General features: G+C 64.6%; 20 protein-coding genes. 7 read left to right on the plus strand and 13 right to left on the minus strand.

Annotated elements, in window-relative coordinates; translation table 11 throughout:
• Positions 1-69: 69 nt before the first annotated feature.
• The 7 genes from ftsA to LMT64_RS14235 form a co-directional block, all read right to left on the minus strand.
• A complete protein-coding gene (gene ftsA, locus LMT64_RS08350; protein ID WP_229253153.1) occupies positions 70-1,527 on the minus strand; it encodes a cell division protein FtsA in 1,458 nt (485 codons plus the stop codon).
• On the minus strand, positions 1,524-2,738 hold the full coding sequence (locus LMT64_RS08355; RefSeq protein ID WP_126351092.1) for a cell division protein FtsQ/DivIB: 1,215 nt from the start codon (positions 2,736-2,738) through the stop codon (positions 1,524-1,526). The genes ftsA and LMT64_RS08355 overlap by 4 nt, the downstream gene beginning before the upstream one ends.
• 70 nt (positions 2,739-2,808) lie before the next feature.
• Complete coding sequence (locus tag LMT64_RS08360; protein WP_126351091.1) at positions 2,809-3,714, minus strand: UDP-N-acetylmuramate dehydrogenase; 906 nt, start codon at positions 3,712-3,714, stop codon at positions 2,809-2,811.
• Positions 3,715-5,172 (minus strand): UDP-N-acetylmuramate--L-alanine ligase, encoded by a 1,458-nt coding sequence (murC, locus tag LMT64_RS08365; protein WP_229253154.1) that lies wholly within the window; start codon positions 5,170-5,172, stop codon positions 3,715-3,717.
• 45 nt (positions 5,173-5,217) lie between these two features.
• On the minus strand, positions 5,218-6,309 hold the full coding sequence (murG, locus tag LMT64_RS08370; RefSeq protein WP_126351089.1) for an undecaprenyldiphospho-muramoylpentapeptide beta-N-acetylglucosaminyltransferase: 1,092 nt from the start codon (positions 6,307-6,309) through the stop codon (positions 5,218-5,220).
• A gap of 62 nt (positions 6,310-6,371) precedes the next feature.
• Positions 6,372-7,568 (minus strand): S1C family serine protease, encoded by a 1,197-nt coding sequence (locus LMT64_RS08375; protein ID WP_126351088.1) that lies wholly within the window; start codon positions 7,566-7,568, stop codon positions 6,372-6,374.
• Positions 7,565-7,852, minus strand: a complete 288-nt coding sequence (locus tag LMT64_RS14235; RefSeq protein ID WP_126351087.1) for an FmdB family zinc ribbon protein — start codon at positions 7,850-7,852, stop codon at positions 7,565-7,567. The genes LMT64_RS08375 and LMT64_RS14235 overlap by 4 nt, the downstream gene beginning before the upstream one ends.
• 184 nt (positions 7,853-8,036) lie before the next feature.
• Here LMT64_RS14235 and LMT64_RS08385 point away from each other — a divergent pair, with 184 nt between their 5' ends.
• The 3 genes from LMT64_RS08385 (at position 8,037) to glmS (ending at position 13,597) form a co-directional block, all read left to right on the plus strand.
• Positions 8,037-10,064: a PTS mannitol transporter subunit IICBA gene (locus tag LMT64_RS08385; protein WP_126351086.1), complete on the plus strand. Its 2,028-nt coding sequence runs from the start codon at positions 8,037-8,039 to the stop codon at positions 10,062-10,064.
• 128 nt (positions 10,065-10,192) lie between these two features.
• A complete protein-coding gene (locus tag LMT64_RS08390; protein ID WP_229253155.1) occupies positions 10,193-11,359 on the plus strand; it encodes a mannitol-1-phosphate 5-dehydrogenase in 1,167 nt (388 codons plus the stop codon).
• Between the two features lie 417 nt (positions 11,360-11,776).
• Positions 11,777-13,597, plus strand: coding sequence for a glutamine--fructose-6-phosphate transaminase (isomerizing) (gene glmS, locus LMT64_RS08395; RefSeq protein ID WP_126351084.1), 1,821 nt, complete (start codon positions 11,777-11,779; stop codon positions 13,595-13,597).
• 108 nt (positions 13,598-13,705) lie between these two features.
• Here the strand turns inward: glmS and LMT64_RS08400 are convergent, their stop codons facing one another.
• Positions 13,706-14,032, minus strand: a complete 327-nt coding sequence (locus tag LMT64_RS08400) for a hypothetical protein (protein ID WP_229253156.1) — start codon at positions 14,030-14,032, stop codon at positions 13,706-13,708.
• Positions 14,033-14,167: 135 nt separating this feature from the next.
• Between LMT64_RS08400 and LMT64_RS08405 the strand changes: the two genes are divergently transcribed.
• On the plus strand, positions 14,168-14,314 hold the full coding sequence (locus tag LMT64_RS08405) for a hypothetical protein (RefSeq protein WP_170165904.1): 147 nt from the start codon (positions 14,168-14,170) through the stop codon (positions 14,312-14,314).
• A 91-nt stretch (positions 14,315-14,405) separates the two neighbouring features.
• Here the strand turns inward: LMT64_RS08405 and LMT64_RS08410 are convergent, their stop codons facing one another.
• From LMT64_RS08410 to LMT64_RS08425, 4 genes are all read right to left on the minus strand, one after another.
• A complete protein-coding gene (locus LMT64_RS08410; RefSeq protein WP_126351082.1) occupies positions 14,406-16,295 on the minus strand; it encodes a DUF3084 domain-containing protein in 1,890 nt (629 codons plus the stop codon).
• A 147-nt stretch (positions 16,296-16,442) separates the two neighbouring features.
• Positions 16,443-17,237 carry an LPS export ABC transporter ATP-binding protein gene (gene lptB, locus LMT64_RS08415; protein WP_211334156.1) on the minus strand — a complete coding sequence of 265 codons (795 nt, stop codon included), beginning with the start codon at positions 17,235-17,237 and terminating at the stop codon, positions 16,443-16,445.
• 47 nt (positions 17,238-17,284) lie between these two features.
• On the minus strand, positions 17,285-18,268 hold the full coding sequence (csaB, locus tag LMT64_RS08420; RefSeq protein WP_126351081.1) for a polysaccharide pyruvyl transferase CsaB: 984 nt from the start codon (positions 18,266-18,268) through the stop codon (positions 17,285-17,287).
• Entirely contained in the window at positions 18,265-20,151 is a 1,887-nt protein-coding gene (locus tag LMT64_RS08425) for a DUF5693 family protein (RefSeq protein ID WP_229253157.1), read from the minus strand. The genes csaB and LMT64_RS08425 overlap by 4 nt, the downstream gene beginning before the upstream one ends.
• Before the next feature lie 268 nt (positions 20,152-20,419).
• Between LMT64_RS08425 and LMT64_RS08430 the strand changes: the two genes are divergently transcribed.
• The 3 genes from LMT64_RS08430 (at position 20,420) to LMT64_RS08440 (ending at position 24,344) form a co-directional block, all read left to right on the plus strand.
• Entirely contained in the window at positions 20,420-23,077 is a 2,658-nt protein-coding gene (locus LMT64_RS08430; RefSeq protein WP_126351080.1) for a DEAD/DEAH box helicase, read from the plus strand.
• A gap of 147 nt (positions 23,078-23,224) precedes the next feature.
• The gene (gene phoU, locus LMT64_RS08435; protein ID WP_126351079.1) at positions 23,225-23,863 is read left to right on the plus strand and encodes a phosphate signaling complex protein PhoU; all 639 of its coding nucleotides are present in this window, start codon (positions 23,225-23,227) and stop codon (positions 23,861-23,863) included.
• A gap of 229 nt (positions 23,864-24,092) precedes the next feature.
• Positions 24,093-24,344, plus strand: coding sequence for a hypothetical protein (locus tag LMT64_RS08440; RefSeq protein ID WP_126351078.1), 252 nt, complete (start codon positions 24,093-24,095; stop codon positions 24,342-24,344).
• Positions 24,345-24,346: 2 nt separating this feature from the next.
• On the opposite strand, the gene LMT64_RS08445 is transcribed toward LMT64_RS08440, so the two are convergent.
• Positions 24,347-24,553, minus strand: coding sequence for a hypothetical protein (locus tag LMT64_RS08445; protein WP_170165903.1), 207 nt, complete (start codon positions 24,551-24,553; stop codon positions 24,347-24,349).
• Positions 24,554-24,585: the final 32 nt, after the last annotated feature.

Below are 24,585 nucleotides of genomic sequence, written 5' to 3' on the forward strand. Positions count from 1 at the left end.
GGGTTGACGCTCAGGGCAGTTTAGCGCGGGGAGGGTGGAAAGGCGGCCCAGCCTGCCCACCAACGAACCTCAGAGCCAGTCGCTCAGCAGCCGCCGCAAGCGGTCCATCAGACCAGGCTTGTGCCCATCAGCGCCGGGCTGTTCCTGCGCCTGGAGCGAGGTCCGCAGCACCTGCGTCTGCACTGGCCCAGTCAAACTGGGCTGTGGCTGTTCAGGAGCGCGGGGCGGCAAGGGTTCGCGCTCCGGCGCACGCGGGGCGGGCCTTTCAGGTTCACGTTCCCGCTCCGGCTCGCGCTCCCGGCGAGGCTTGGCCTTGGTCGGCACCGGAACAGGCTGCGGCTCCGGTTCGGGCAGCGGGGCGGGTGCGGGGCTGAGCAGGCGTCCGTCTTCCTGGACTCCAAACAGCACCAAACCCACCCCAGCGGCGTATTCCGGCCCATTCACAATGTCAATCAGGCCACCAACGTTGGTCGGCTTGCCCATACGAACTGGTACGCGGAAGCGGTCACGCGCCAGTTCCTGAATGCCACGCAGCTTGCTGGCGCCACCCGTCAGAATGACGTGCTGAGCGATCAGTTCCACTGGACCCAGGGTCTGATCAATCTCATCACGGATCATGCCGAAAATTTCGGCCAAGCGCGGTTTGATGACGCGGGACAGCTCCTGAGCGCTGAGGGCGTGGGTTTTGCCCTGCCCGGTGGTGATCTCCAGGCTCAGGTCGGCGTCGGCCATTTCGGGCAGTGCAGCCCCATAGCGGCGCTTGACATCCTCAGCCTCTTCCATGGGAATCTTGAGAATCTGGGCCAGGTCGGCGGTCACGTGGTCGCCGCCAATCGGAATAGAAGCGCTGTGCGCCAGGTTGCCCCGGCGGAACACCCCGATGTCGGTGGTGCCGCCGCCCATATCGATGACGATGACCGACTGACTCTGTTCCCCCAGATCCACCGTCGAGAGGCCGGAGGCCAGCGCCTGCAATACGAAGCCGTCTACCCGCAGGCCCGCTTCCTGCACACAGCGGCGCAGGTTCAGCAGTGGCCCAGCGGTCCCAGCCACGATATGCACGTCCACTTCCAGGCGAACACCGTGCATTCCCACAGGGCTCTTGATGCCTTCTTGGCCGTCCACCTCGTACTCCTGCGGGAGCGTATGCAGCACTTCCAGATTGGGGTCCAGCGGAACCGCCTGGGCATTCTCCACAGCCCGGTGAACATCAGTGTCGGTGATTTCATGGCCCCGGCGAATCGCGGCCAACCCATGACTGGTGATCGCCTTGGTGTGGTTCCCGGCCACCGAGACATAGGCGCTTTCGACCTTGACACCGGCCACACGCTCGGCACGGTGAACCGATTCTTTAATGGCCTGCACGGTGCGGTCCAGATTGACCACCGAGCCACGCTTGAGGCCCTCGCTGGGGACACTGCCCTGTCCGATAATGTCAATACTGCCGTCTCCGGCCAGCTCGCCGATCACAGTGGTGATTTTGGTGGTGCCGATGTCGAGGCCCACAATCATTCGGTTGTCCTTCATTCCTGGACGCTCACCCCCCAGGGGTAGATATGAATTTGGTGGTTTGGGTAGCTTTCTAACGCTCCGGCGTACTTCAGCAGTGACTCCAGATCGCCACTCCAGGCCGAACCCTCCGCCGTAGTGGCCAGCAGTCCGGTGGGAGTGTACTCGACCGATTGTACCCCGTATGACTGCGTAGCATCCAGCGCGGTCAGAGCGTCACGAATTCGGTCTGGTCCCCAGCCGCTGATGGTAGGCAGTTTGCTTTTCAGATCAGCACCGGGCAAGCGGGTTCCGTCCTCTGCCACCGCCACTGGCTCGTGGCCCGATTCCCGCAAGACCGCGTGAGGCGTGCGCTCGGTTACGGTGATGCTGACGCGGCCTGGAAACTGCCGCACCACCTCGGCCGAGGCAATCCAGGGATTGTCCAGCAGGGCCGCCGCCTGTGGCTGACCATAATACAGCCAGCCGTAATCCGGTGTAATGCCCGCCGCCTGAACCACCTGCTCGGCACGGAGATGGCGGTGACCCTTGACCGTCACTTCGCGGATCGGCAGGGCAAACCACGACGCTGCCAGGGCCAGCAGGGCGGGGGGCAGCAGCAACCAACCCCAGCGCAGGCGTCGCTGGCTGGCAACGCCAGTTGGAAGGACAGTGACCGACTCCGAGACAACAGCACCGTCTGCTTCCCTGGGCCGTTCCACCAGTTCCGCTTCTTCTACCAAGGTAGGGGCGGGGAAAGGCCCAGTGCCTGCCTCATGCCAGACATCCGCCGAGCTGTGCACTTCGGGCAGCTTTTCTGGCAATACGTCTGAGGATGTGTCAGCCTTTTCCTCTAGTGGGTCGCCCTCTGAAGCAGACACTTGAGGGACCGCCTCAGACAGTGGGACAACCTGCAGCTGGGAACGGGCAAACAGCCGCCAGCGCCTCAGCCGGGTGCGTGGCACAGGACTGGCGGGACCGGGTTCCGCTACGCCAACTTCTGCCGAATCCTCTGCATTCGGAGCATGGGCAATGGGCTGGTCCGACTCCGCTGCCGCATCAGCCGGGGTACCTGCAGCATAGACGTCGGCACGGCTCCAGTCATCTGGCGAATAGGGCGCAGGCTGTTCATGGCTCTGCGGCACCAACTCCGGCTCAGGAGGCAGATCCTGATCGTCGTAGAAGACAGCTTCGTCATCGTCCGGTTGCCACTTCTTGCGTGGACTTGGAGGCGGGGTGCGGCCGAACATGACCCCTAGCTTAACGGCTTTTAAGAAAGGGACATGAGGATCAATCCGTCAGTGGGCCGTTGGAGCCGCCTCAGCGGAGATCAGCGGCGGCCTCTTCAGGCCAGATTTCATATTCCAGCTCCAGCGGCACGTCCAGCGCAGGAGCCAGTCGGCCCCTGATCAGCCGCAGCAGGCCCAGCACGTCAGCGGCGGTGGCCCCACCCAAATTCACGATGAAATTGCCGTGTTCGGGAGCGATCCTGGCCTGACCGATCTGTTCACCTTTGAGTCCGGCACGGTCAATCAGCATGCCAGCGCTCACACCACCTGGATTCTTGAAAGCACACCCAGGCGTCTTCATCTTGGGCTGGCCTTTGCGGGCATCGTCGGCGTGGGTCATGCGGGCCTGCACCTCTTCAGGCGTGCTCTGCTGCAACTTCAGACGCACCCGCGACACGATGTGATTCCGCGGCAGGTCGCTGTTGCGGTAGCCCCAGTTCAGATCGTCGGGGGTGATATGGCGCACGCCCTGCGGCGTCACGATCTCCAAGGTGTGCAGACCATCAAACATTTCCCCAAAGCGGGTTCCCGCGTTCATCCACACGGCTCCGCCCACCTGGGCAGGAATCCCCACCGTGCCTTCAAGATTGCTCCAACCTAGCGCCTGCAATTTGCGGAGCAGGCCCGGCAGTGGAGTGCCCCCGCCTACCCAGCCAGTCACGATCAGGCCGTTGACCGGGTCACTGAGCCCGGGATCAGGAGTCAGATCAGCCTTCGCCAATGGGCCGGACAGCCGGATGACCCGCTCAGGGACACCGCTGTCGTGAATCACCAGGTTGCTGCCTGCCCCGATGATCCGGTAAGGAGCCTGCACGGCTTCGTGCAGTCCGTCCAGAGTTTCCACAAACCAGATTTCGGCCTCGCCGCCCACGCCCACGGTGGTGTAACGGGCCAGTGGCTGGCGCTCCACGCGGGTGCCCAGCGCTGAAACCGTCATTTAACGGGCCTCCCGCAGCGGCGTGGAGGGCTGTGGCAACTCCGGACCGACCAGTTCGCGGGCCAGCTGCCACACGTCACCCGCGCCCATCGTCACGATGATGTCGCCGCCCTCAGCCGTCCGGCGCAGGTATTCCACGATATCGTTACGCTCAGGCCAATAACGTACGCCCAAATGACCACGTCCCTGCATGCGGTCCACGATCAGCCTGGCGTGGACCCCCTCAATGGGCGTCTCGTTGGCTGAGGCGATGTCCATGACCAGCACCTCGTCAGCGTTCATCAGGGCGTCGGCCAGACGCGGCCAGGACTGCTGGGTGCGGAGATAGCGGTGTGGCTGAAAGACCACCCGGACCCGCCGCCCGGTCTGCTGAGCAGCCTGCACAGCGGCTTGCAATTTGGTGGGATTGTGCGCGTAGTCGTCAATCACCTGGGCACCCCGCACTTCGCCGATGTGCTGCCAGCGGCGGCCTGGTCCCTTAAAGGCAGCCAGTGCCTGTGACGCCGCCGCAAATTCACCGCCGTACAGGTGAGTCACGGCCAAGGCGGCCAGAGCGTTCATGGCGTTGTGGTGGCCTGGGAGGCTGACACGCGCCTTTCCCAACACATTCCCTCTGTACATCACCGTAAAACTGGTTCCCGCCGGATCAGGACGCACGTCGTGAGCCCGGTAGGTGCAGCCTTCCGAGGTGCCGTAAGACAGCTGCTCAGGGCAGCCCGCCACCAACTCATCCAGCCCCTGACCTTCCAGACCGTGCCAGTCGGCGTAGTACAGGGCCCGGCGCGCCTGTGATACGAAGCGGGCAAAGCCGGCGTGCTGCTCTTCTACCGTCTCCCAGTAGGTTGCCTGATTACCGCCCACATGGTCGTCTTCGGCGTTGGTAAAGACTGCCGTTTCGCAGTGCAGCGCGGCAAAGTTACGGTCGGATTCGTCTACCTCAGCCACGAAAGGTCCCTGACCGGCACGGGCATTGGCGCCAAATTCGGGAACGATGCCGCCCACGAAGGCTGAGGGGTCCAGCCCAGCCCCCAGCAGCGCCACCGCGATCATGGAACTGGTGGTGGTCTTGCCGTGTGTGCCAATAACGCCGATAGACGGTGACGCCTCCAACAACTCGGCCAGCAGCTGCATGCGGGGCAGCACCGTCATCCCGGCCTGCAGGGCGGCCTGAACTTCAGGATGGCTTTTGGGGACAGCCTCGGACGCCACCAGCACACTGGCAGCGGGCCGCTCCGGAGTGGCCTGCAGGTGCGAGGCGTCATGGCCGATATGCACGGCAATGCCTTCAGCTTCCAGCTGACGGGTCAGTTCCGACACCTGCGCGTCACAACCCGAAACATGGTAGCCACGCGCCTTGAGCAGCCGCGCAAACGCACTTACGCCGATGCCGCCAATGCCCATCAGGTGAATGTGGGTGTCCTGGGGCGAAGGATGTTCAGAAGTAAAAAGTTTGGTCATGGTGGAAGTGAGGCAGGGGCGCTTACGTACCGTGAAAAGGAAAAGCTAAAGCTGCTCGATCAGATCAGCCAACCGGGCGGCGGCTCCCGCAGGGGAGCGCTGCTGGGCCGCCCGGCGCATCTCCTGGCGCGTGCCTGGCAGTCCACACTCTAGCACCCGTCCTCCCAATTCTGCGGCCAGCCCGCTCTGCTCTACCAGACGCCCGGCACCGGCCCGCTGCACGGCCTGCGCGTTGTGAAGCTGATGGTTCTCAGCAGACTCGGGCAGCGGCACCATGATAAGCGGCACGCCGTAAAAAGCTGCTTCGGCCAGCGTACCGGTACCCGCCCGGGTGATGCCCAGGTCCGCTACGCTCCAGGCGGCGGGAGCGTCCACAAAGCCCGTGACGTGATACCAGGGCAAGTCGGCCACCACTGGGCGCACCTCTTCCAGCCAGCGTGGCCCGGTAGAGTGCAGCACCTGCACCAGCTCGCCGTGCAATTCCCCACTGCCCAGCACGTTGCGAAGTGCGGCTGGCACACCCTGATTCAGCGCCAGTGAACCCTGCGAGCCACCCATTACCAGCAAGGTCAGGCGGTTCTGGTCCAGGGCCAGTCCAGCGTCCTGCAAACGGCCCAGGGCCTCTGGGCGGGTCAGGCGCTCCTCGCGGACCGGCATCCCCACCAGCGCGCCGCGTCCCTGGGGCAAACCGATCACCTCATCATAGGCGGTGCCCACAGCGCGCGCCCGGCCGACGGCCAGCCGCTGGGTCAGGCCGAGGTGGGCATTCTGCTCATGCAGCACGGTAGGAATGCCCAGCGACTGTGCGGCCAAAACACCTGGCAAGCTGGCGAAGCCGCCATAACCGACCACGGCGGCAGGTCGCTGGGCCTGTAAGGCCCGCCGGGCCTGAACCACACCACCAGCAGCGCGCAGCAGCTCACGCGGGTCGGGACGGCCCTGTCCCGAGCGGACCAGCTTGCCGGCCTCGACACCCAGAAAATCCAGCCCGGCCCGCTGTGCAGCCCCCTGTTCCATGCCCCCACGCTGACCCAGCAGGGCCGCAGTATGCCCGCGCCGGATCAGTTCCTGGGCCACGGCCACCGCCGGATAAATGTGTCCCCCAGTGCCGCCGGTCGCCATCACGTAATGTGCCATTCTGCTCCGCAGCATAAAGCCTAAAGCGCGCTGGCCTGTCAAAGCGGTCAGGCCAGCGCGCTTTAGGGAATTTGCTCTTCAGGTCCGGGGAAAGGAGTGGTCAAGTCGGGATAAGGCACCTGCGGCGCGGTCTGGAATTCTTCAAGGCTGCGCTGCTGCAAGGTCACATTGAGATCTTGACGGCGACCATCTCGCCAGACGGTCAGACGTACGGTATTCCCAGGCCGCTTGGCCGCCACCAGCGAGGTCACATCAAAGGGCTGGGTCACGGTCTGACCGTCTACCGCCAGGATGATGTCGCCCAAGGGAGCCAGCAGCTGACCACGCGAGTTACGCAGCGATCCGCGCAGGCCCGCGCGCCCTGCCGGGCTGCCCGCCTGAATCTCGTCGACCAGCACGCCCTGGTTGCTCACCAGGCCGGCCAGCTGACGCAGCGCCGGGTCCAGATCTTCCAGCGATACCAGGGTCACGCCCAGATTGCCACGCTGCGGCGATCCGGTCTGTTCCAGGTCGCTGAGGGTCTGCTGCACCATATCGCCCGGCACAGCGATGCCGATGATGCCTGCCGCCAGCTGATTGGCCGCCGCATTGGCATTGGCGATCCCCACCACCGCACCCCGCGAATCCAGCATGGGTCCACCGGAGTTACCGCCCTGAATGCTGGTCGTGCTGACGATGTACTCCGGAACTTCACTGGCGATTCCATCGGTGCGGGGAATCTGCGAAGCGGGAGCCATGACGCTGAAAATGCCGGTGCCGACGTAATTGCGGATCTTCAGCGGCGATCCGATGGTGATCAGTTTCTGGCCCGGCAGCAGGGTCCGGCTGGTTCCGAAACTCAGCGTCTGCGGGGCGTCCGCCGCCGTCACGCGCAGGACCGCCACGTCAATGCCGGGGTCAATGCCTTCAACCTTCGCAGGCACCGTGCGTCCGTTGTAGAGGGTGACAGTCACACTCTCACTGTCCTGCACGACGTGATAGGCCGTCACGATCAGGTCTTCTTTGTAGAAAAACCCGGTCCCGACTTCGACCGGATCATCGCCCGGCATGATGACTTCGGGAACCAGAGTGTTATTGACCTGCACCACCGCCGGGCGCGCCCGCTGCACGATCTCTACGGTGTTGATCTCGTCTGGAACGACCAAGGCCCGCTGGGCCGTGACCTGTCCGGTGAGATAAGCACCCCCAACAGTACCCGCCAGCAGCAGGGCGGCCAGAAGCGGCTTCCAGGGGCGATCAGCCCATGCTGGCCCGCTCATCCGCTGTCTCCAGAACTTTGAGCCGAGATGGCCGGCGACGTGGACTGTTCTGTGTTGGCCGTCTTCTCGCTCTTCGCCTGAGTGGCCGAGGCTGATTTTGACGTGGACTGACGCGAGTCGTTGGCATAGAATCCGCTGCCTTTGAAGGCGATGGCAGGCGGCGAGATCAGGCGCTTGACCGGCGCGCCGGTCTCAGGGTGATGGGTATAGGCCTCGTCTTTCATGCTCTGCTTGAATTCATAGAGTTCGCCGGTTTCTAGATTTTTGTACACATAGGTGGGCATCAGGGGACTCTCCAGAACCCATGCTAGCCCAAGCCGGTTAGCCGGAGGCAAGGCATAAATGGCGGCCAAATACATTGCACCTGGCGGGCACGAAGGCGCATGATAGGCCCACCCAGGGAAAAAAGTCCCAGGAGAGCTGCCCGACTCCCCGAAAGCCGGTCTGCAGCGGATCCAAGGAGGAGCTATGACCACCCCTAATCAAACCAACAGCGGCCGTGACATGGTGCAGCGCTTTGGACGCTTCCTGAGCGCCATGGTGATGCCCAACATCGGCGCGTTTATCGCCTGGGGCCTGATCACGGCCCTGTTTATCCCGACCGGCTGGCTGCCCAACGAACGCCTAGGCGAGATGGTCGGTCCCATGATCACCTATCTGCTGCCCCTCTTGATCGCTTATATGGGCGGACGGCTGGTGGCGGACCACCGCGGCGGCGTGATCGGTGCCATTGCCGCGATGGGTGTGATTGCCGGCACCGACATCCCGATGTTTATCGGGGCCATGATCATGGGACCGCTGGGCGGCTGGATCATCAAGCAGTTTGATGCGGCCACCGCCCACCGCGTGCCCCAGGGCTTCGAGATGCTGGTCAACAACTTCTCGGCGGGCATCATCGGTGCGTTGCTGGCCATTTTGGGCTACTACGCCATCGGCCCGGTGGTGGAAAGCTTCAGCGCCCTGATCTCAGGCGGCGTGCAGTGGCTGGTCACTGCCGGACTGCTACCGCTGGTGTCGCTGTTTATCGAACCCGGCAAGATTCTGTTTCTGAACAACGCCATCAACCACGGCATCCTGACCCCACTGGGCACCCAGCAGGCCGCCGAAACTGGTAAGTCGCTGTACTTCCTGCTGGAAGCCAACCCCGGCCCAGGCTTGGGCGTGCTGCTGGCGTACTGGGTCTTCGCCAAGGGAGCCATCAAGAGCTCAGCCCCCGGCGCGGCCATCATTCACTTTCTGGGCGGCATCCATGAGATCTACTTCCCCTATGTCCTGATGCGTCCGGCGCTGATCCTGGCCGTCATCGCCGGGGGAATGGCAGGCATCGCCACCCTGGTGGCCCTGGGCGGCGGTCTGGTTTCGGCCGCCTCACCCGGCAGCATCTTCGCCATCCTGGCACTGACGCCGCGTGACGGATTCCTTGCCAACATCGCTGCGGTCATCGTGGCCGCCGCCGTGTCGTTCGCCGTTTCAGCGCTGATTCTGCGCGGCGCCACCTACACCGAAGATGATCTGGCAGCGGCCCAAAGCGGTTCGCGCGAGATGAAGGGCGGCGCACCTGCCCCTGCTGCCGCTGGTGTGGCGGCTGGTACGGGCACGGCCCCGACGCTGACCTCCGACCTGAGTGAACTGTCGGCGCAACCTGTCCGCAAAGTGGTCTTCGCCTGTGACGCCGGTATGGGGTCCAGCGCGATGGGAGCCACCGGATTCCGGCGCAAGGTCCAGGCTGCCGGTCTGCCCATCGAAGTGACCAACACCTCTATCGAAAACATTCCCAGTGATGCCGACATCGTGGTCACCCAGCAGAACCTGACCAGCCGGGCCCGCACCAAGCAACCGGGCGCGCGTCATGTCTCGATTGACAACTTTGTGGGCAACCCGATTTATGACCGCATGATTGACGAGCTGAAAACAGCCGCCGCCGGAACTGGAGCAGCCGCTGTGATGCCTACCGCTGCTCCAGTCCAAGTGGTCACGGTGCCAGCGGAGACTTCAGCAGCGGCTCCAGCGCAGTCAGTTGCAGCGCCTACGCCAACCACTCCTCCTTCTGTACCTGCCCCTGCACCGTCTGGTGGTGTCCTGCGCCGCGAGAACGTCCAGATCGGCCTGGCCAGCGAAGGCCGGGACGCCGCCATCCGCCGCGCTGGCGAAGCGTTGGTCCGGAGCGGTTACGTGAATCCCAACTACGTCCCTGCCATGCTGGAGCGCGAGGAACTGGTCAGCACCTATATCGGCAACGGCGTGGCCATTCCGCACGGTGTGGACGCCGCCAAACCTGCCATCAAGGCCAGCGGTATCGTGGTGCATCAGTATCCGCAGGGCGTGGACTTTGACGGACAGACCGCTTATCTGGTCATCGGAATCGCCGGTCAGGGCAACGACCACATGGAGATTCTCTCCAAGATTGCCACCGTACTGGAAGATGAGCAGACGGTGATGCGCCTGGCCCAGACCACCGACGCGGACGAACTGTACCGCACCCTCAGCGCTGGCTAAGGCCTGTGCTGCCCCTGAGCGCCTGTCAATCCTACCGGATTGTGGGCGCTCTTCTTTTGAGGTGACGGCGGGGTTCAGCAAGTCTGTAGATTCCGGACTTCAATTCGTAGAAAGCGAGATAAAGAGCTATGACCAGACCGAACGACAGCAAAACGGCACTGCATTTCGGCGCAGGCAATATCGGGCGCGGATTTATCGGAGCACTGCTAGCCCACAGCGGTTACCGCGTGGTTTTTGCCGACGTCAACGAGCAGGTGATCGGGGCGCTGCGCGAGCGCGGCGAGTACGACATTCACATCCTGGACCTGGAGGCCCGCACCGAGCGGGTTCAGGGTGTGACCGGGGTGCTCTCCACTGGGGACGAGACCGTGCCAGCCATCGCCGGGGCCGACCTGATCACCACCGCAGTCGGTCCGAACGTACTCAAGATCATCGCCCCCACCCTGGCCCGTGGGCTGGAAGAGCGTGCCCAGGCAGGAGCGGGACCGCTGAACATCATCGCCTGCGAGAACAAGGTGGGCGCCAGCGCCTTTTTGCGGGGGCAGATTCTGCCGCATCTAAGCGGCGCGGGCCGCGCTTATCTGGAGCAGTCGGTGGGCTTTCCCAATGCCAGCGTGGACCGGATCGTGCCGCCGTTTGAGGGCGAAGACGTGCTGGACGTAGGTGTCGAGGACTTTTACGAGTGGTACGTGGAGGGACCGGCCTTCAAGGGAGGTATTCCCCAGATTGAGGGCATGAAAGTCACCGACGACCTGATGGCCTATGTGCAGCGCAAGCTGTACACCCTCAACACTGGGCACGCTATCGCCGCCTACCTGGGCTCGCTGCGCGGCTTAGGCACGGTGGCCGATGCGATGGGGAAACCTGAAACAGCTGAGCAGGTGCGGGAGGCAATGGAGCAAAGCGGCGCCGCGCTCGTGCAGACCCACGGCTTTGACGCAGCCGAGCACGCCGCCTATATCGAGCGGATTGAGGCCCGCTTCAAGAATCCCCATATCCACGACGAGGTGACGCGGGTAGGCCGCGAACCGGTCCGCAAACTGGGGCCGCAGGAGCGCCTGATTGGTCCAGCGCGGATGGCGCGTGACCTGGGACTGCCTGCCCATGCGCTGCTGCGCGGAGCCGCCGCCGCCTTGCACTTCCGCAATGCTGAAGACCCTCAGGCACAAGAATTGCAGGCACTCATTGCAGAGAAGGGCCTGGCCGCCACCGTCACCCAACTGACCGAGCTGCCCCAAGGTGACGAGCTGCACACCCGGATTCTGGAGGGGTATGCCGAGCTGCAACCGGCCTGAAGCGCCGTGATGGCAGGCTCCAGCTTAAGTTCGCCTAAAGCCCGGCATGGGGCTGGAGTCTGCCGCATCAGATCAGCCGTGCTATGCTGCGCCGCGAAATAGGCACGGTGTCCTTATTTCAGCTTCGGGAAGCGCAAGGTCTGACTGGTCCACACGGCAGGTCAGAAGACGAGGTGAAGGTGAGCGAGTTTCTGCGGATGCCTTCAGGTGGCCTACACCCTCCTCCCCGGCCCTGCCACAAACCATGGGTTCTCGGTAGGGCAAGCGCGGCGATAACCCCTCAGGCGACTGAGGCATAAGGCCAGCGCAGTGTAGATTGAAGGTCAGTACACCAAAAACCTGTGATGATCGCCCGGCCTGATCCGCCGGGAAGTATGTCGGCTGCCCTGAATTCAGGAGCGGTCCAGAGGAGTAGTTATGTGTGGAATCGTTGGATACATCGGCCCCAAAGATGCTCAAGAAATCCTGATTTCGGGTCTGAGTAAGCTGGAATACCGCGGCTACGACAGCGCCGGAATCGCCATCGGTGACGGTGCTTGCATCGCCACCCGCAAGAAGGCCGGTAAGCTAGCCAACCTGGCCGAAGACCTGGAACGTGCGCCCCTAAGCGGCTCGTTCGGGATCGGACACACCCGCTGGGCCACCCACGGCCCACCCAACGACACCAACAGCCACCCGCACACCACCGAAAACGGTGACATTGTGCTGGTTCACAACGGCATCATCGAGAACTACCTGGAACTCAAGCATGGCCTGCTGGAGCGCGGCCACGAGTTCAAGTCCGACACCGACAGCGAAGTGGTGGCGCACCTGATCGAAGAAGCCTACACGGGCGACCTTGAAGAAGCCGTGCGCGCCTCGCTGGCCCAGGTACGCGGCGCGTATGCGCTGGTGGTGACCCACAAGGACCACCGCGAGATCGTGGCGGCCAGGACCGTCAGCCCGCTGGTGATGGGCGTGGGCGAGGGCGAGATGTTCCTGGCCTCCGACGTGCCTGCGCTGCTGAACTACACCCGCCAGATGGTCTTTATCCAAGACGGCGACATGGTGATCCTCAGCGACGACGGCTACCGCATCACGGACCTGCAGGGCCAGCCGGTACAGCGCGAGGTAGAAACCATCGACTGGGACGCCGAAGCAGCCGAAAAAGGCGGCTACGACTCCTACATGCAAAAGGAAATCTTCGAGCAACCCCAGGCCCTGAGCAACACCTTGCTGGGCCGCCTGCATGACGATCAAGGCAACGTAGAGCTGGATACCCAGCTGGACCCCAATTCCTTTGACCGCATTCATATCGTGGCCTGCGGCACGGCCTACTACGCGGGCATGGTGGGCAAGTATCTGCTGGAACAACTGGCCCGAGTCCCCGTAGAACTGGACGTCGCCAGCGAGTACCGCTACCGCCAGCCGGTGGTCACGGACCGCACCCTGGCCATTGCCGTCAGTCAGTCGGGCGAGACCATTGACACCCTGGAAGGGATGCGTGAAGCCAAAGCTGGCGGCGCACAGACGCTGGGCGTCATCAACGCCAAGGGCAGCTCCATGACCCGTGAGCTGGACCACACCCTGTATGTCCACGCTGGCCCCGAAATCGGCGTAGCGAGCACCAAGGCCTATACCAGCATGGTCAGCGCCTTTTTGCTGCTGGCGCTGTGGCTGGGCCAGGAGCGCGGCACGCTGAGCAAAGAAGAAGTGGCCCGCCTGGTTCATGAGGCCCGTGCCCTGCCCCGCCTGGTGGCCGAGGCCCTGAGCGACGAGCGGGTCGCCCAGGTGCGTGAAGTGGCGCAGAAGTACCACCAGGCCCGCGACTACCTGTTCCTGGGGCGTGGCGTAAACAACCCCACCGCCTACGAGGGCGCACTGAAACTCAAGGAAATCAGCTATATCCACGCCGAAGCGTATGCAGCTGGGGAAATGAAGCACGGCCCGATCGCCCTGATTGACGATCACCTCCCGGTGGTGGTGGTCGCCACTGAGAGCCGCCTGCTCGAAAAGACCATCAGCAACGTGCAGGAAGTCCGCGCCCGCGGGGGCCGCGTGATCCTGATTCTCAGCGACGGCGACACCGAAAATGTCCAGAACGGCGAAGACGTGATCTATGTGCCGCGCTGTGACGAAATGATCAGCCCCATCGTGAATGCCATTCCGATGCAGTTGCTGGCCTACTTCACCGCCGACACACTGGGCAAAGATGTAGATAAGCCCCGCAACCTCGCCAAGAGCGTGACCGTAGAATAAGTGTGATCTCCAGACCCTCCGCCCTAGAAATTCACTAGGGCGGAGGGTCTTTGTTATTGAATCCATCCCCTTTCGTGGATCTCACCCCATGAGGAGTGCCCAGATGTCTTATCCCGCCCTCCCCTTACAGACACCGTCGAACACGTCAGCCGTGACCCTGATCGCCGCTTTAGCAAGGTGACCTGTGACCATATCCGGCTCCTCCCAGACTGGGGAGCGGAAAGTGACGCCCACGCGGGCACAACTGTGCAGCACCATTCCAGGATCAAACAGGATTCCACACAGCAGAATCTGCGGCAAGTCCACCTGATTCGCGCTGAACTGCTCGAAGAACTGGCCGCCTAGGGGTTTACCGTACGTCCTGCCGAATTGGGCGAAGACGTATTGACCCGTGGGCTGAACCTGCTGAATTTGCCGCGTGAAACCTGCCTCCACCCTGGAGCTACCGCCCAAGTTGAAGTGACGGGCTTACGGAATCCCTATGCTCAGATAAAACACTTTGAGCCTGGTTTCCTTAGGGCGGACCTGGATGGAGATGAGCCAGGGGCACTGCTACGCAAAGCCGGCATTATGGAGCTTGTGCCGGTAGGCGGTAAGGGTTGGGGAGGGTCTGACGCACTGATCTCCGCAGTGGGCCGCCGTGCCAGCAGCATGACGCTTTTTGCTCCAGTCACCCGTCAGGCCAATCTGACCAATCTGATCTGCACCTGCGGCTGAATAGCGCGGCTGATATGGGCGACGGTGCGGCTCAAGGCTGAAACGCAGGCGAGAGGATGCCTGCAGCCCTACCAGCCATCAGCGACGGTCATCAGGGCAACCGAACAACCTCGGCCCGGAGGCTGACGGGTGAATCAAGTCGGATATCACTGCGCGCCTTGAGTTGTACAGTCACCCGGGCCTGAGGGCCAGTCTCGGAGAGTGTGACCAGTTCGGCAAGCAGTTCGACCATCTCACTGACGGAGAGGCTACTGCCGATCAGGGTGCTGTCGGTCAAACCACGGGACAGCAGCTGATCGCGGGCCTGAGCCGCTATACGCTCGACCTGCACCTGCAGGTCAGAGGCGTCTGCACTCAGGGTCACGGTCCCCGCAGCGACAGTAGTCCCAGCGGTGTAAAGCACTTGGTTGGGGCGGGCGTCACAGGACAGACCGACTTCGAAGCCTTCGGGAACGTTGGCATCGGCGCGGCACTGCACGAAGCTACCTGCGCTGAACGCCCCCACCGAACTCTCAAGGCCGGCCCGTGACGTACCGCTCAGCTCGGCGGCGCGTCCTCCCCGTGCCAGAGCAGCCTGCGAGGCGCTGGTCAAGAATGAATCCAGCTCGGCGGGGCTGCCCACCACACCGGAGTAGACCAGCTCGTTTTTGGTAAAGGCCAGTTCGCTATTGCGCGAGGCGCTCAGCTCGGTGCGGGTACTGGAAAATTCATCTTGGAGTTGCCCCAGGCTGGTACGGGTACTCACCAGATCCGAGGTCAGCTCGGCGTTGGCGGCCACCAGATCGGTTTGCTGGTCCAGCAGGTCACGTTGCAAGGCCCGCAGGCGGTCCACATCGCCGCGCACGGCTTCTAGCTCCTGGGCCGCCTGATCGCGCTCGGTCTGGAGGCGGTTCCGGTCTGCCGTCAGCGTGTCGCGTTCAGCCCGGAGACTGTCGCGTTCGGTCTGCAGGTCATCACGCTGGGTCTGAAGTTGGTTCCGTTCGCGGCCCAGGGCATTCCGCTCGGCTTCGGTGGACCGGCGCTCCTGCTCAGCCTGGGCCTGAGCGGCCAGGGCTACGTCACGGCCTGCTGCGGCACGGTCCCGCTCGGCGGCCGCCTGGTCGCGGGTGGCCAGCGCCTGATCCCGCTCAGTCACGGCCTGCTCACGCTGTTCGTTCAGCTCCTGACGGGCGGCTTCCAGCTCACCCACCTGACCCTGCAACGTCTGCGCTCGCTGGGCGGCCGCCTGGGCCTGCACCTGCAGTTCCTGGGTGCGCCGCTCGGCCCCCTGTGCCCGCGTTTCGGCTTCGGCAGCGCGGCCCGCCGCAGCGTCGGCCTGGGTGCGGGCCTGCTGCGCCTGCCCTTCCAAGGTCTTTAGTTGCCGGTCCAGGGCAGCCACCTCAGCATCTAGCGTATCGGCGCGCGCCCGGCTGCTGCTCAGGGCTTCTTCGCTCTGGCCCAGTTGCTCCCGGGCCTGCTGCGCCAGACGCTCCAGTTCGTCACGGCGCTCACGTAGGTTGGCCACCCGGCCTTCCAACTCAGCGGCGCGGGTTTCCAGCCCAGCACTGGCAGCACGGGCTTCATTCAGGTCCGCCTGCGCGGCACTCAGCTCGCTGCGGGCCTGGGCATACTCCGTTTCCAGGGCGCGGGCCTCGCGCTGGGCGGCGTCACGTTCTTGCTGCACGTCTGCCAGGTCACGCTCGGTGCGTTCCAGCTCAGCGCCCACCGCACCGATTTCGGTCTGGAGGCGTTCCAGCTCAGGGCGCAGCTGACTGGCCCGCTGAATGGTCGCGATGGCGTCGCGGTTGATGACGCCAAAGGCCGCCAGACTCGCCAGGCTGATCCCCATGCCTGAGAGCACCGCCACCACCAGCGCGGTGTCTTTGGGACGCAGGCCAAACATCCGCAGGTGTCGGCGGCCCACCTTGCGGGCGATGACATCGGCGGCATACGCCACCACGCCCGACAAGATGACCACGAACCCGAGGAAAAGCCACAGCACGTCCCGGAGTTTAGCAAGCGTTAAGGGCCAGGATAGAGAGGGTGGGCGGCCGGAGATCAGACTGGTCGGTTAAAGACCTTCTGCTACCCCGCCCATCGGCTCAGGAAAGGTCGGAATCCTGCCGACTGAAGAGCAACCAACTGGCGTTTACAGCTCGAATTCATCGCCCAGGTAATGGGTCCGCACATCCGGGTTGGCGGCGAACTCGGCGGGGGTGCCCTCAAACGTCACCTGCCCGTCGAACATCAGGTACACACGGTCGGTCAGCGCGATAGTCTCACGCACGTTGTGGTCGGTGATAAACACGCCGATGCCCCGGCGGTCCCGCAGCTCACGGATCAGCCGCTGAATTTCGCGGATGCTCTTGGGGTCCACCCCCGTAAAAGGCTCGTCCAGCAGCAGGTAGTCGGGATCGGTAGTCAGGGCACGGGCCAGTTCCAGCCGGCGGCGCTCCCCACCCGACAGCTGGTAGGCGTCGCTGTTCGCCAGCCGGGTCAGACCGAATTCTTCCAGCAAAGCGTCGGCGCGGCGCTCCTGCTCGGCGCGGCTGAGGCCCTGATATTCGAGAATTGCCAGCAAATTGTCGCGGGCGCTCAATTTGCGAAAGGCACTGGGTTCCTGTGGCAAATACCCCAGACCCATGCGGGCACGCTGGTGCATCGGCAGACGGGTTACGTCGCGGCTGCCCAGTGCAATCTGCCCCTCACCCGCCCGGATAAAGCCCACGATCATATAGAAGGTGGTGGTCTTGCCGGCACCGTTGGGGCCGAACAGCGCCACAATTTCACCTGGCTCCACCCGCAGATCCACGCCGCGCACCACTTCGCGCCGCCCGTAACGCTTCTTCAGGCCTGTCGCCACCAGCGGTGGGCGGTTCAGGTTTGCAGCCAGAGCGGCAGCTTGGGGCGCTTCAGTAGGCAGCTGGGCGGCAGGAACAGTCACGCTGTGCAGTGTATCAAGGGCAAGATGAGAGGCTCGCTGCCGCTCTATCACCCAGCCGCGCCCAAGACCACATCGAAACTGGCCCGTGCCCGTGCCTTCATCTCCTCTACTGCCCGGCTATCAAATCCCACGCCCTGCTGCACCTGTTCCAGCAGCAAGCCCACATCGGGAGCAGTGGAGTGAACCGGGGCGCCTGCGTCGCTGCAAAAGCCCTGCACTTTGGGATCATAGCTGAGGCCTGCGAACGGCACGCCCGCCGCCGCCGCCAAGATCAGGGCGTGCAGGCGCACTCCCACCACATAGCCACTCGCGGCGATGGCGTCCAGCAGCAGTTGTGGGTCGGCACTTTCCAGCACCGTATCGGCGCCCAGTGAGCGGGCCGCTTCACCGTCGGCAGCAGGCATCAGGGCAAGGGCGGTGACGCGGTGCCCGGCAGCTTGCAAGCGGGATACCAAGTCACGCAGTGGCAGCAGCGACTCGGCCACATCGCCGCGAGGGGCAATGACCACCGAGGTTTCGTCCCGGATCAGCGCTGGGCTGGGGGTCAGCAGCAGTGCCGGGTCGCCGCCCAACTGCCCTTGCAGGCCGAGGGTTTCCAGCGTCCGCAGGCTGGCCCGGTCACGCACGACCAGTGGCAGACCCTGCACGCCCCGGCGCACCCGCGTGCCGCCGCGCACCGACAGCGGCCCGATGCTCTGGTTAAACACCGCAGCGGGCGTGCCCAGCAGCCGCGCCAGCCGGATCAGGCCCAGGTAGTAGGTCAGGTTGCGGGCGCTGGTCTTGTCCTGCAGCAGTCCGCCGCCGCCCGACAGCAGCAGGTCGGCGAGGCGCAGTTCGCGGGCCAGGGCCAGCGGGTTCATTCGCGGAGCGGCTTCGCACTCACAGTGCGCGGCGGTGTGCGCCGGGTCCGCCGAGAGCAGCACCGGGGTGTGCCCCCATGCCCGCAACTCACGGGAGATACTCAGGGCAATCGCTTCGTCGCCCCCATTTGCAAAGCCGTAGTAGCCGCTGACCAGCACCCTGAGACTCATGAGCGCACCTCCGAGCGGCCAGAGCGCTCCGGCAGGCCACCGCCGTGCGTCTCCCAGAGCTGCAGCCCCCAGCGCAGCGCAAAAATCAGCGCGTAGCCCAGCGCCAGACCCACGCCCAGCCCGATGAACATGCGGGTGGCCGAGATCAGCAGCGGAGTGTGAAAGTGCGCGAAGGTATTCAGGATGCTGGCCTGACCCATCACGCCGCCCAGCAGCAGCAGCCCCGGAAAGTAACCCGGCAAGCCCCCGCTGAGGCCCAGCAGCGCCAGCGGATGCCCCAGCACTTCTTTGAAGCGGGGCCGGATGATGGAATCCTGCACTTCCTGACGGATACGCGCCTCGGCGTCGCTGACCCCCACGGCGCTGGTGTTGCCCCGGCGCAGGAACATCACCGCAAACGCCACCAGCGCCAGCCCCATCACCACGATGTCACCCATCGAAATAGGACGGCGGTAGAGGTCAGCTGCCGTCTGGCGCAAATCCTGACGCGGCAGATAGCTGCCCAGCACCAGCGCCAGCGGAGCGATCAGCGTAAGGCCCACGCCCCGGAACGGCTCCAGGCCCAACATGCTCTGCGGATTCGCGCCCAGCGCCGAGACGAACAGCACCCCCGCCAAGCTGAGCGCCGTGGCCGTGAACCAGTGCGTGACCCGCGAGCGCCACAGCACAAAGCCCAGGGCCGGAAAAGCGATCGACGCCACCAGCGCCATGCCCCCGAACGGCTCGAAGCGGTTGAGACCCAGTGCGCCGAGCAGCGCCAGTCCCGCCACCAGCAGGCCCAGCCGGGGCAGCGGGTAGCTCAGGCCAATCAGGAGCAGCGCGGCTAGTGGCCCCAGCATGGTCAGCCAGCGCAGCGCCGTATTTGGGGCAAAGGCGTCCACGCGGGGCTGCGCCAGAGTGATGCCCGCCCGCCCCAGGAGCTCGGAGGTGCGTCCCAGGAAGGTCTCGGTTTCGGTAATCGTGGGATAGGGACGCACGTACAGCAGGCGGTGGGTGCGCTCACGGGCCGCCAGAGCGTACTTGGAAGCCGTCTCTTCGGGGCGCAGGTTCTGCTGCCACTGGGCGTTCAGGCTGAACATCCGCACTGCGCCCCGGCCCTCCATCAGCGTGCCGAGGCCGCGCTGCGGGGTGGCCTCGATCAGCGCGGGCAGGCGGTCTCCTAGCGCGGCGTTGACCTGCTCCAGCCGCTGGGGATCGCGTGCGCCGGGGACCTCGGTGCCGTTGAAGGCAATGAACGGCACCTCCGGCCAGTCGGCCCCCACGTTCAGCAAGGCTTCATTGTCGTAGGGGCGGTAAATCACCGTATAGCCCTGTGATTTCAGCGTGTCAATCAGGGCGTTGTCTGGCCCCACCGGAAGGTAGGCGGGGTTGATGTTCCACTCCTGCCACTCGCGCCCGGCCAGTGTCACGGAGCGCGGCTGAATGGAAAAGCGGCCCTCCAGTGCGGCCAGCGCACCGGGGCGCACTTCGCTCAGGTAGAACTTGCCGGGCGCGAAGGCCTCCCCTGGGTACTGCGCCAGCAGGTCCGCGCCGGATTTGACAAAGACCTCGCCCCGGTTCTGCCAGCCCCCCAGCACGTCCTCGTACACGGCCACGCCGTTCACGCCCAGCTCGCGGTAATCGGCCAGCAGCTCCAGCGGATCACGCCCGTAGCGGTCTGCCTGAGATTTCAGCTCCGGGTAGTCCATCACCACCGCCACTGCCTTATGGCTTTCCTCGTAGCGCACCCGCTCGTAGGCCAGCCACAGCGCCGGGAGCAGCGACAGCAAGGTGACGCCCAGCAGCGGCCCGGTCCAGCGGCTGCGGGTAGGCGGCGGCAGATGGGTCACGGGGTCGGGCGGCGGCGTGGGTTGCGGGCGGGTGGGGAGCGGCGAAACGGTCACTGCCCCAGTGTACCCAGTGTGGGTTAGGGGTTGATGGTTGAGGGGTCATGGTTCCGCCGCTGGCGCGGCTGATGGCGGATGGAGGGAAATGCGCCGCACAGAGCGCAGGGCAGAGGGCCGAAAGACAGCTACAAACTTCACTCTCTGCGCCAGGTGGAAGACCACGCCTGCCAACTCCATCACCTGTCAGCCATCCACGGCGCACCAGCGCCCCCAATCGTTCCCCCCATCCGTCCCCGGCCCGCGCCCAAGCTCTAGACTGCCCTCCATGACCGCCGATCCACGTTTCGCCCGCCTGGAAGGATTTGTGCGGGACACGCTGGGCGGCGGGGCCAGTCTGCTGTATGAGGAAGAGGCGGCTCCGGCAGACATCGTGCCGGTTTCTGAACTGGGCTGGAGTGAGGCGGTGCGCCGGGGCTTCGGGTTCGGTGCGGCCTACCGCCACCAAGCCGCCACTTACCGCCTACTGGAACAGGGCCAACATGTGATCGTGACCACGCCCACCGCCAGCGGCAAGACCGGGGCCTTTTTCCCCGCGCTGTTCGGGGCGCTGGAACGCGACCCGCAGGCCACTGCGCTGCTGGTTTACCCGCTGGTGGCGCTGGGGCAGGATCAGCGCGAGAAATTGCAGGAGTTTGCCCGGCGCGGTGACTTCGGCTGGCCCATCGGTGAATTTCAGGGCAGCGCCCAGCCCGCGCAGGCCTTCGCCCCCGGCGTGCGGATGGTCACGGCCACCCCCGACAAGCTGCACTGGAACCTGACCCATGGGCGCGTGCGTGAATTCCTGCGGCACCTGAAATATCTGGTGTTGGACGAGGCGCACACCTACCGGGGCGGCTTCGGGTCGGAGGTGTCGGGGATGCTGCGTCGCTTGCTGGCACTCAGCCGGGCGCTGGGGGCCAGCCCGCAGGTCGTCCTGAGTACCGCTACCATCGGCAATCCGGCGCAATTTGCCCGCGAACTGGTCGGCGTAGATGCCGTGGAGGTCGCGCAGTCCGGCGCGGCGCGGCACGGCAAGCGTTACTACCTGGCCGACCACCGGGGGCAGCCCCGGCGCTTCTGGGACGCAGTGGTCCGCTCGGCGGCGGAGCGTGAGCTGAAAGTGCTGGCCTTTTTCCGGGGCCGTTCGCGGGCGGCGCGGCTGTACGGGGCCTACCGCCGCCAGGAGCGCTACAACGACTTCGTGCATCTGTACATGTCCGGCACGTCCGAGCGGGCGGGGCGGCTGACGGGCTTTCGCAGCGCCCGCAGCGGCGTGATGTTCGCCACCAACGCGCTGGAGGCCGGGGTGGACATCGGTGATCTGGAGGTGGTGATTCTGGACGGCTACCCCGGCTCACGCATGGCCTTCCGGCAGATGGCGGGCCGCTCCGGGCGAGTCGGCCCCGGCGCCGTGCTGTACCTGCCCACCCTCAGCGCGGGCGGGGTGCCGCTGCCAGTAGACGCCTTTTATTCCAACGCAGGCAACTTCCGCGAGCTGCTGACTGGCCCCATCGAAAAAGCAGTGGTCGAAGCCGAAAACCCCTATCTGGCCCCCCGCCACCAGGACCGGATGCAGGCCGAGTTCCGCGCCGCCGGGCTGCCGCTGCCGCCGGACGACCCCCGGCCAGCGCCCGCGCACTGGCTGCTGCGCGGCGAAGATATGGCCGCCTTTCACGTCATCGAGCAGAGCCAGTGGGACAAACTGGGCACAGGGGCGCTAAATTTCCCGCTCGAAAGTCCCTCGCAGCACTACGCCCTGACCGAAAAGCACGAGGAAGCGGTCTTCAGCCTGGACGGACAGGACTACAAGGTGACCCACTGGGAAAAAACCCCGCGTGGCACCGCCATCTTGGTGCAACCCTACGCGGCGGGCGGGCAGATGACACGCGGGCTGTACGAGGTGCGGGTGCAGCCGCTGGACATGGGCGAATGGACGCGCCAGGGGCCGGTGGCCTACCGCGCCGGAACGGTGCAGGTGACGCGGGTCTACCGGGGCTATCAGATTATCCGGTCCCTCTTTGAGCGGGTCTGTCTGGGCTGTGACCGCATTCCCGAACCCACCGAGCGGGTCTGCCGCCGATGCGGCGGGACCATTCAGGACCGGATGCAGGACCAGAAGATTTCCGAGCATCTGTATGACCAACCGGTGACCCTGGAACCGCTGCGGACGGTGGCGCTCGAAGTGGCGATTGACGCCGCGGCCACCGAGCAGCCCACGGCGGCGGCGCATACGCTCAAGCACCTGCTCCAGAAGCTGATTCCCGAAGCGGTGGCCTGCGAGGCGGGCGACCTGGCCGGGGCCTTTCGCAGCGGCTTTGATACGTCCTTTTACATTTACGATGACTGGCGCGGCGGGCTGGGCATCGCGCGGCGAGCGCTGGATAGTCTGCCGGCTCTGCTGCAACGCTCGCTGGAACTCACCGAAAAAGACTGCTGCACCTCGCCCGAAGGCTGCTTCGAGTGCATCGCCGTGAGCCGCTGCTACGCGCCACTGCTGCCCAGCGGGGAGCGCCGCCCGGTCAACAAGTTTGCGGCGCGGGCGCTGCTGGCCCAGGTACCGGGGTTGACCGCTATCCCCGCCCAGGAGCTGACACAACCCCATCTTGCCGACGCTGCCCCAGCGCGGCCGTTCTCCATCCCACCCCCTGCCGATGTACCGCAGCCGCCTGCCGACTGGCCCAGTCAGGCCCGCGAGCTGCTGGACCTGCGTGGGCTGTCGCTGCCCGAAGTCTCGGCGCGGCTCGGCATCCCCAGCCGCGAGATTGGGCGGGCGGTGGCGACCAGCACCTCTCCGCTGCGGCTGGCACACCCCAAATGGGGCGAGGGGCATTTGCTGCAGGGCTTCGGGCAGGGTGAACGGCGCGAGGTACTGGTCTACTTTCCGGGCGTCGGGCAAAAGCGGCTGCTGCTCAAATACGCCGGACTCAAAGTGGTATCCCCATAAGTACGTTGACCAAGCACAAATTCCGGCAAAAAGACATTACAAAAAGCTGACAAAACCCGCGCTTGCTCATGGTACGGTCAGCATCAGCGAACTCTGCCTGACTGCCGCCATCTCGGCAGCGTCAGGCGGCACAAGGAGCAAACACACATGCGCGATGTCCTGGACCAAGAACTCAAGAACAGTCTGAATGCTACTTTGAACATGATCGGCACCGTAGAGCGGATGTATTCGCTGGGCGCTGCGGCCCTGCTGGACGGTGAGCGTCAGCATGTGGAGCAGCTGCGGAGCATTGACGGCGAAGTGGACCAAATGGAGGCCCAGATTGAATCGGACTGCCTGCGCGTCATCGCGCTGCACCAGCCGGTGGCCCGCGACCTGCGCCAGCTGGGCCTGATTCTGAAATGCCTGACCGATATCGAGCGCATGGGCGACTACGTGGTCCATGTGGCCGAGGACAGCGAGGGCCTGCAAGTTCCGGGCAGCCAGCGGGCCACCCTGAGCCGCATGATGGCCCGCCTGGAAGAAATGAGCCAGTCGCTCCGCACGGCTCTGGCCGACCGGGACGTGGCCCGGGCCGAGGCCACGGTCCGCATGGACGATGAGATTGACGATCTGTTCGAAAAGCTGCAACAGGACCTGATCAGCAGCATGATGAGCGAGCCAGATCAGGTGGCGGCAGCCCTGCAACTCATGCGAATTGGCCGTGCCATCGAGCGCATCGGGGACCATATGGAAAATGTGGCCGAGCGCATTCCCTACTGGGTGACGGGGGAACACCACTTCTGAGGGCGGCGCAATTGATGGGTGATGGAGGGGGACTGACACGTCCTATCACCCATGCGCTTTATGCCAGCGACTTGCTGCCTCTTTCGCGACATGGCGGCAGTCTCTGGGCCGCCCCCGGTGGATACTCACTCCGTTCCCAGGACCCATTCTGCCTTTTCCTCTCCATCATCTATCGGCCGCGTCAGTGGCAAACCCATCCAGCTTCCTCCTGCCCCTGTACAGTGACCGCATGAGCGACGAGCTGAACTTTGCCCGGACCATTCTGCGAGACCGTCAATGGCGCGAGGTGCCGGACCAGGAAATCCTTGCTGAATCCGAGCGTTTGCTGGGCGAGTGGATGTCCGGCGAGGTCCGAATGGAACGCCCCAAGTTGTACGATCACTACGCCCTGCTGCTGCTGGCCCTGCTGCGCCAGAACCGCGAGCTGAGTGGACGCGTCAGCGAACTGGAGCGGCAACTCTCAGGCCCACGCCAGGGCTAACTTCAGGCCACTTCGCCGCTTGCCTCGTGCCGGAGAGCTTCCAGCGGCGGCTCGCCAGCGCGGTGCCCCTGCGCACAGGGATGGCACCAGTAGGCCTGATCGCCGTCGCGTAGATCGTGTAGCTCCATCCGGCTGCCGCAGTCGGGGCATACGTACAGGTAGTGCCGCCCACTGGCCGGAAAGGGATCATCCTTCCAGTTCCTTTTCATTGGTTTTGTAAATTTCTTTGTCATATTACGAA

Source organism: Deinococcus radiophilus, assembly GCF_020889625.1.
Lineage (GTDB): Bacteria > Deinococcota > Deinococci > Deinococcales > Deinococcaceae > Deinococcus > Deinococcus radiophilus.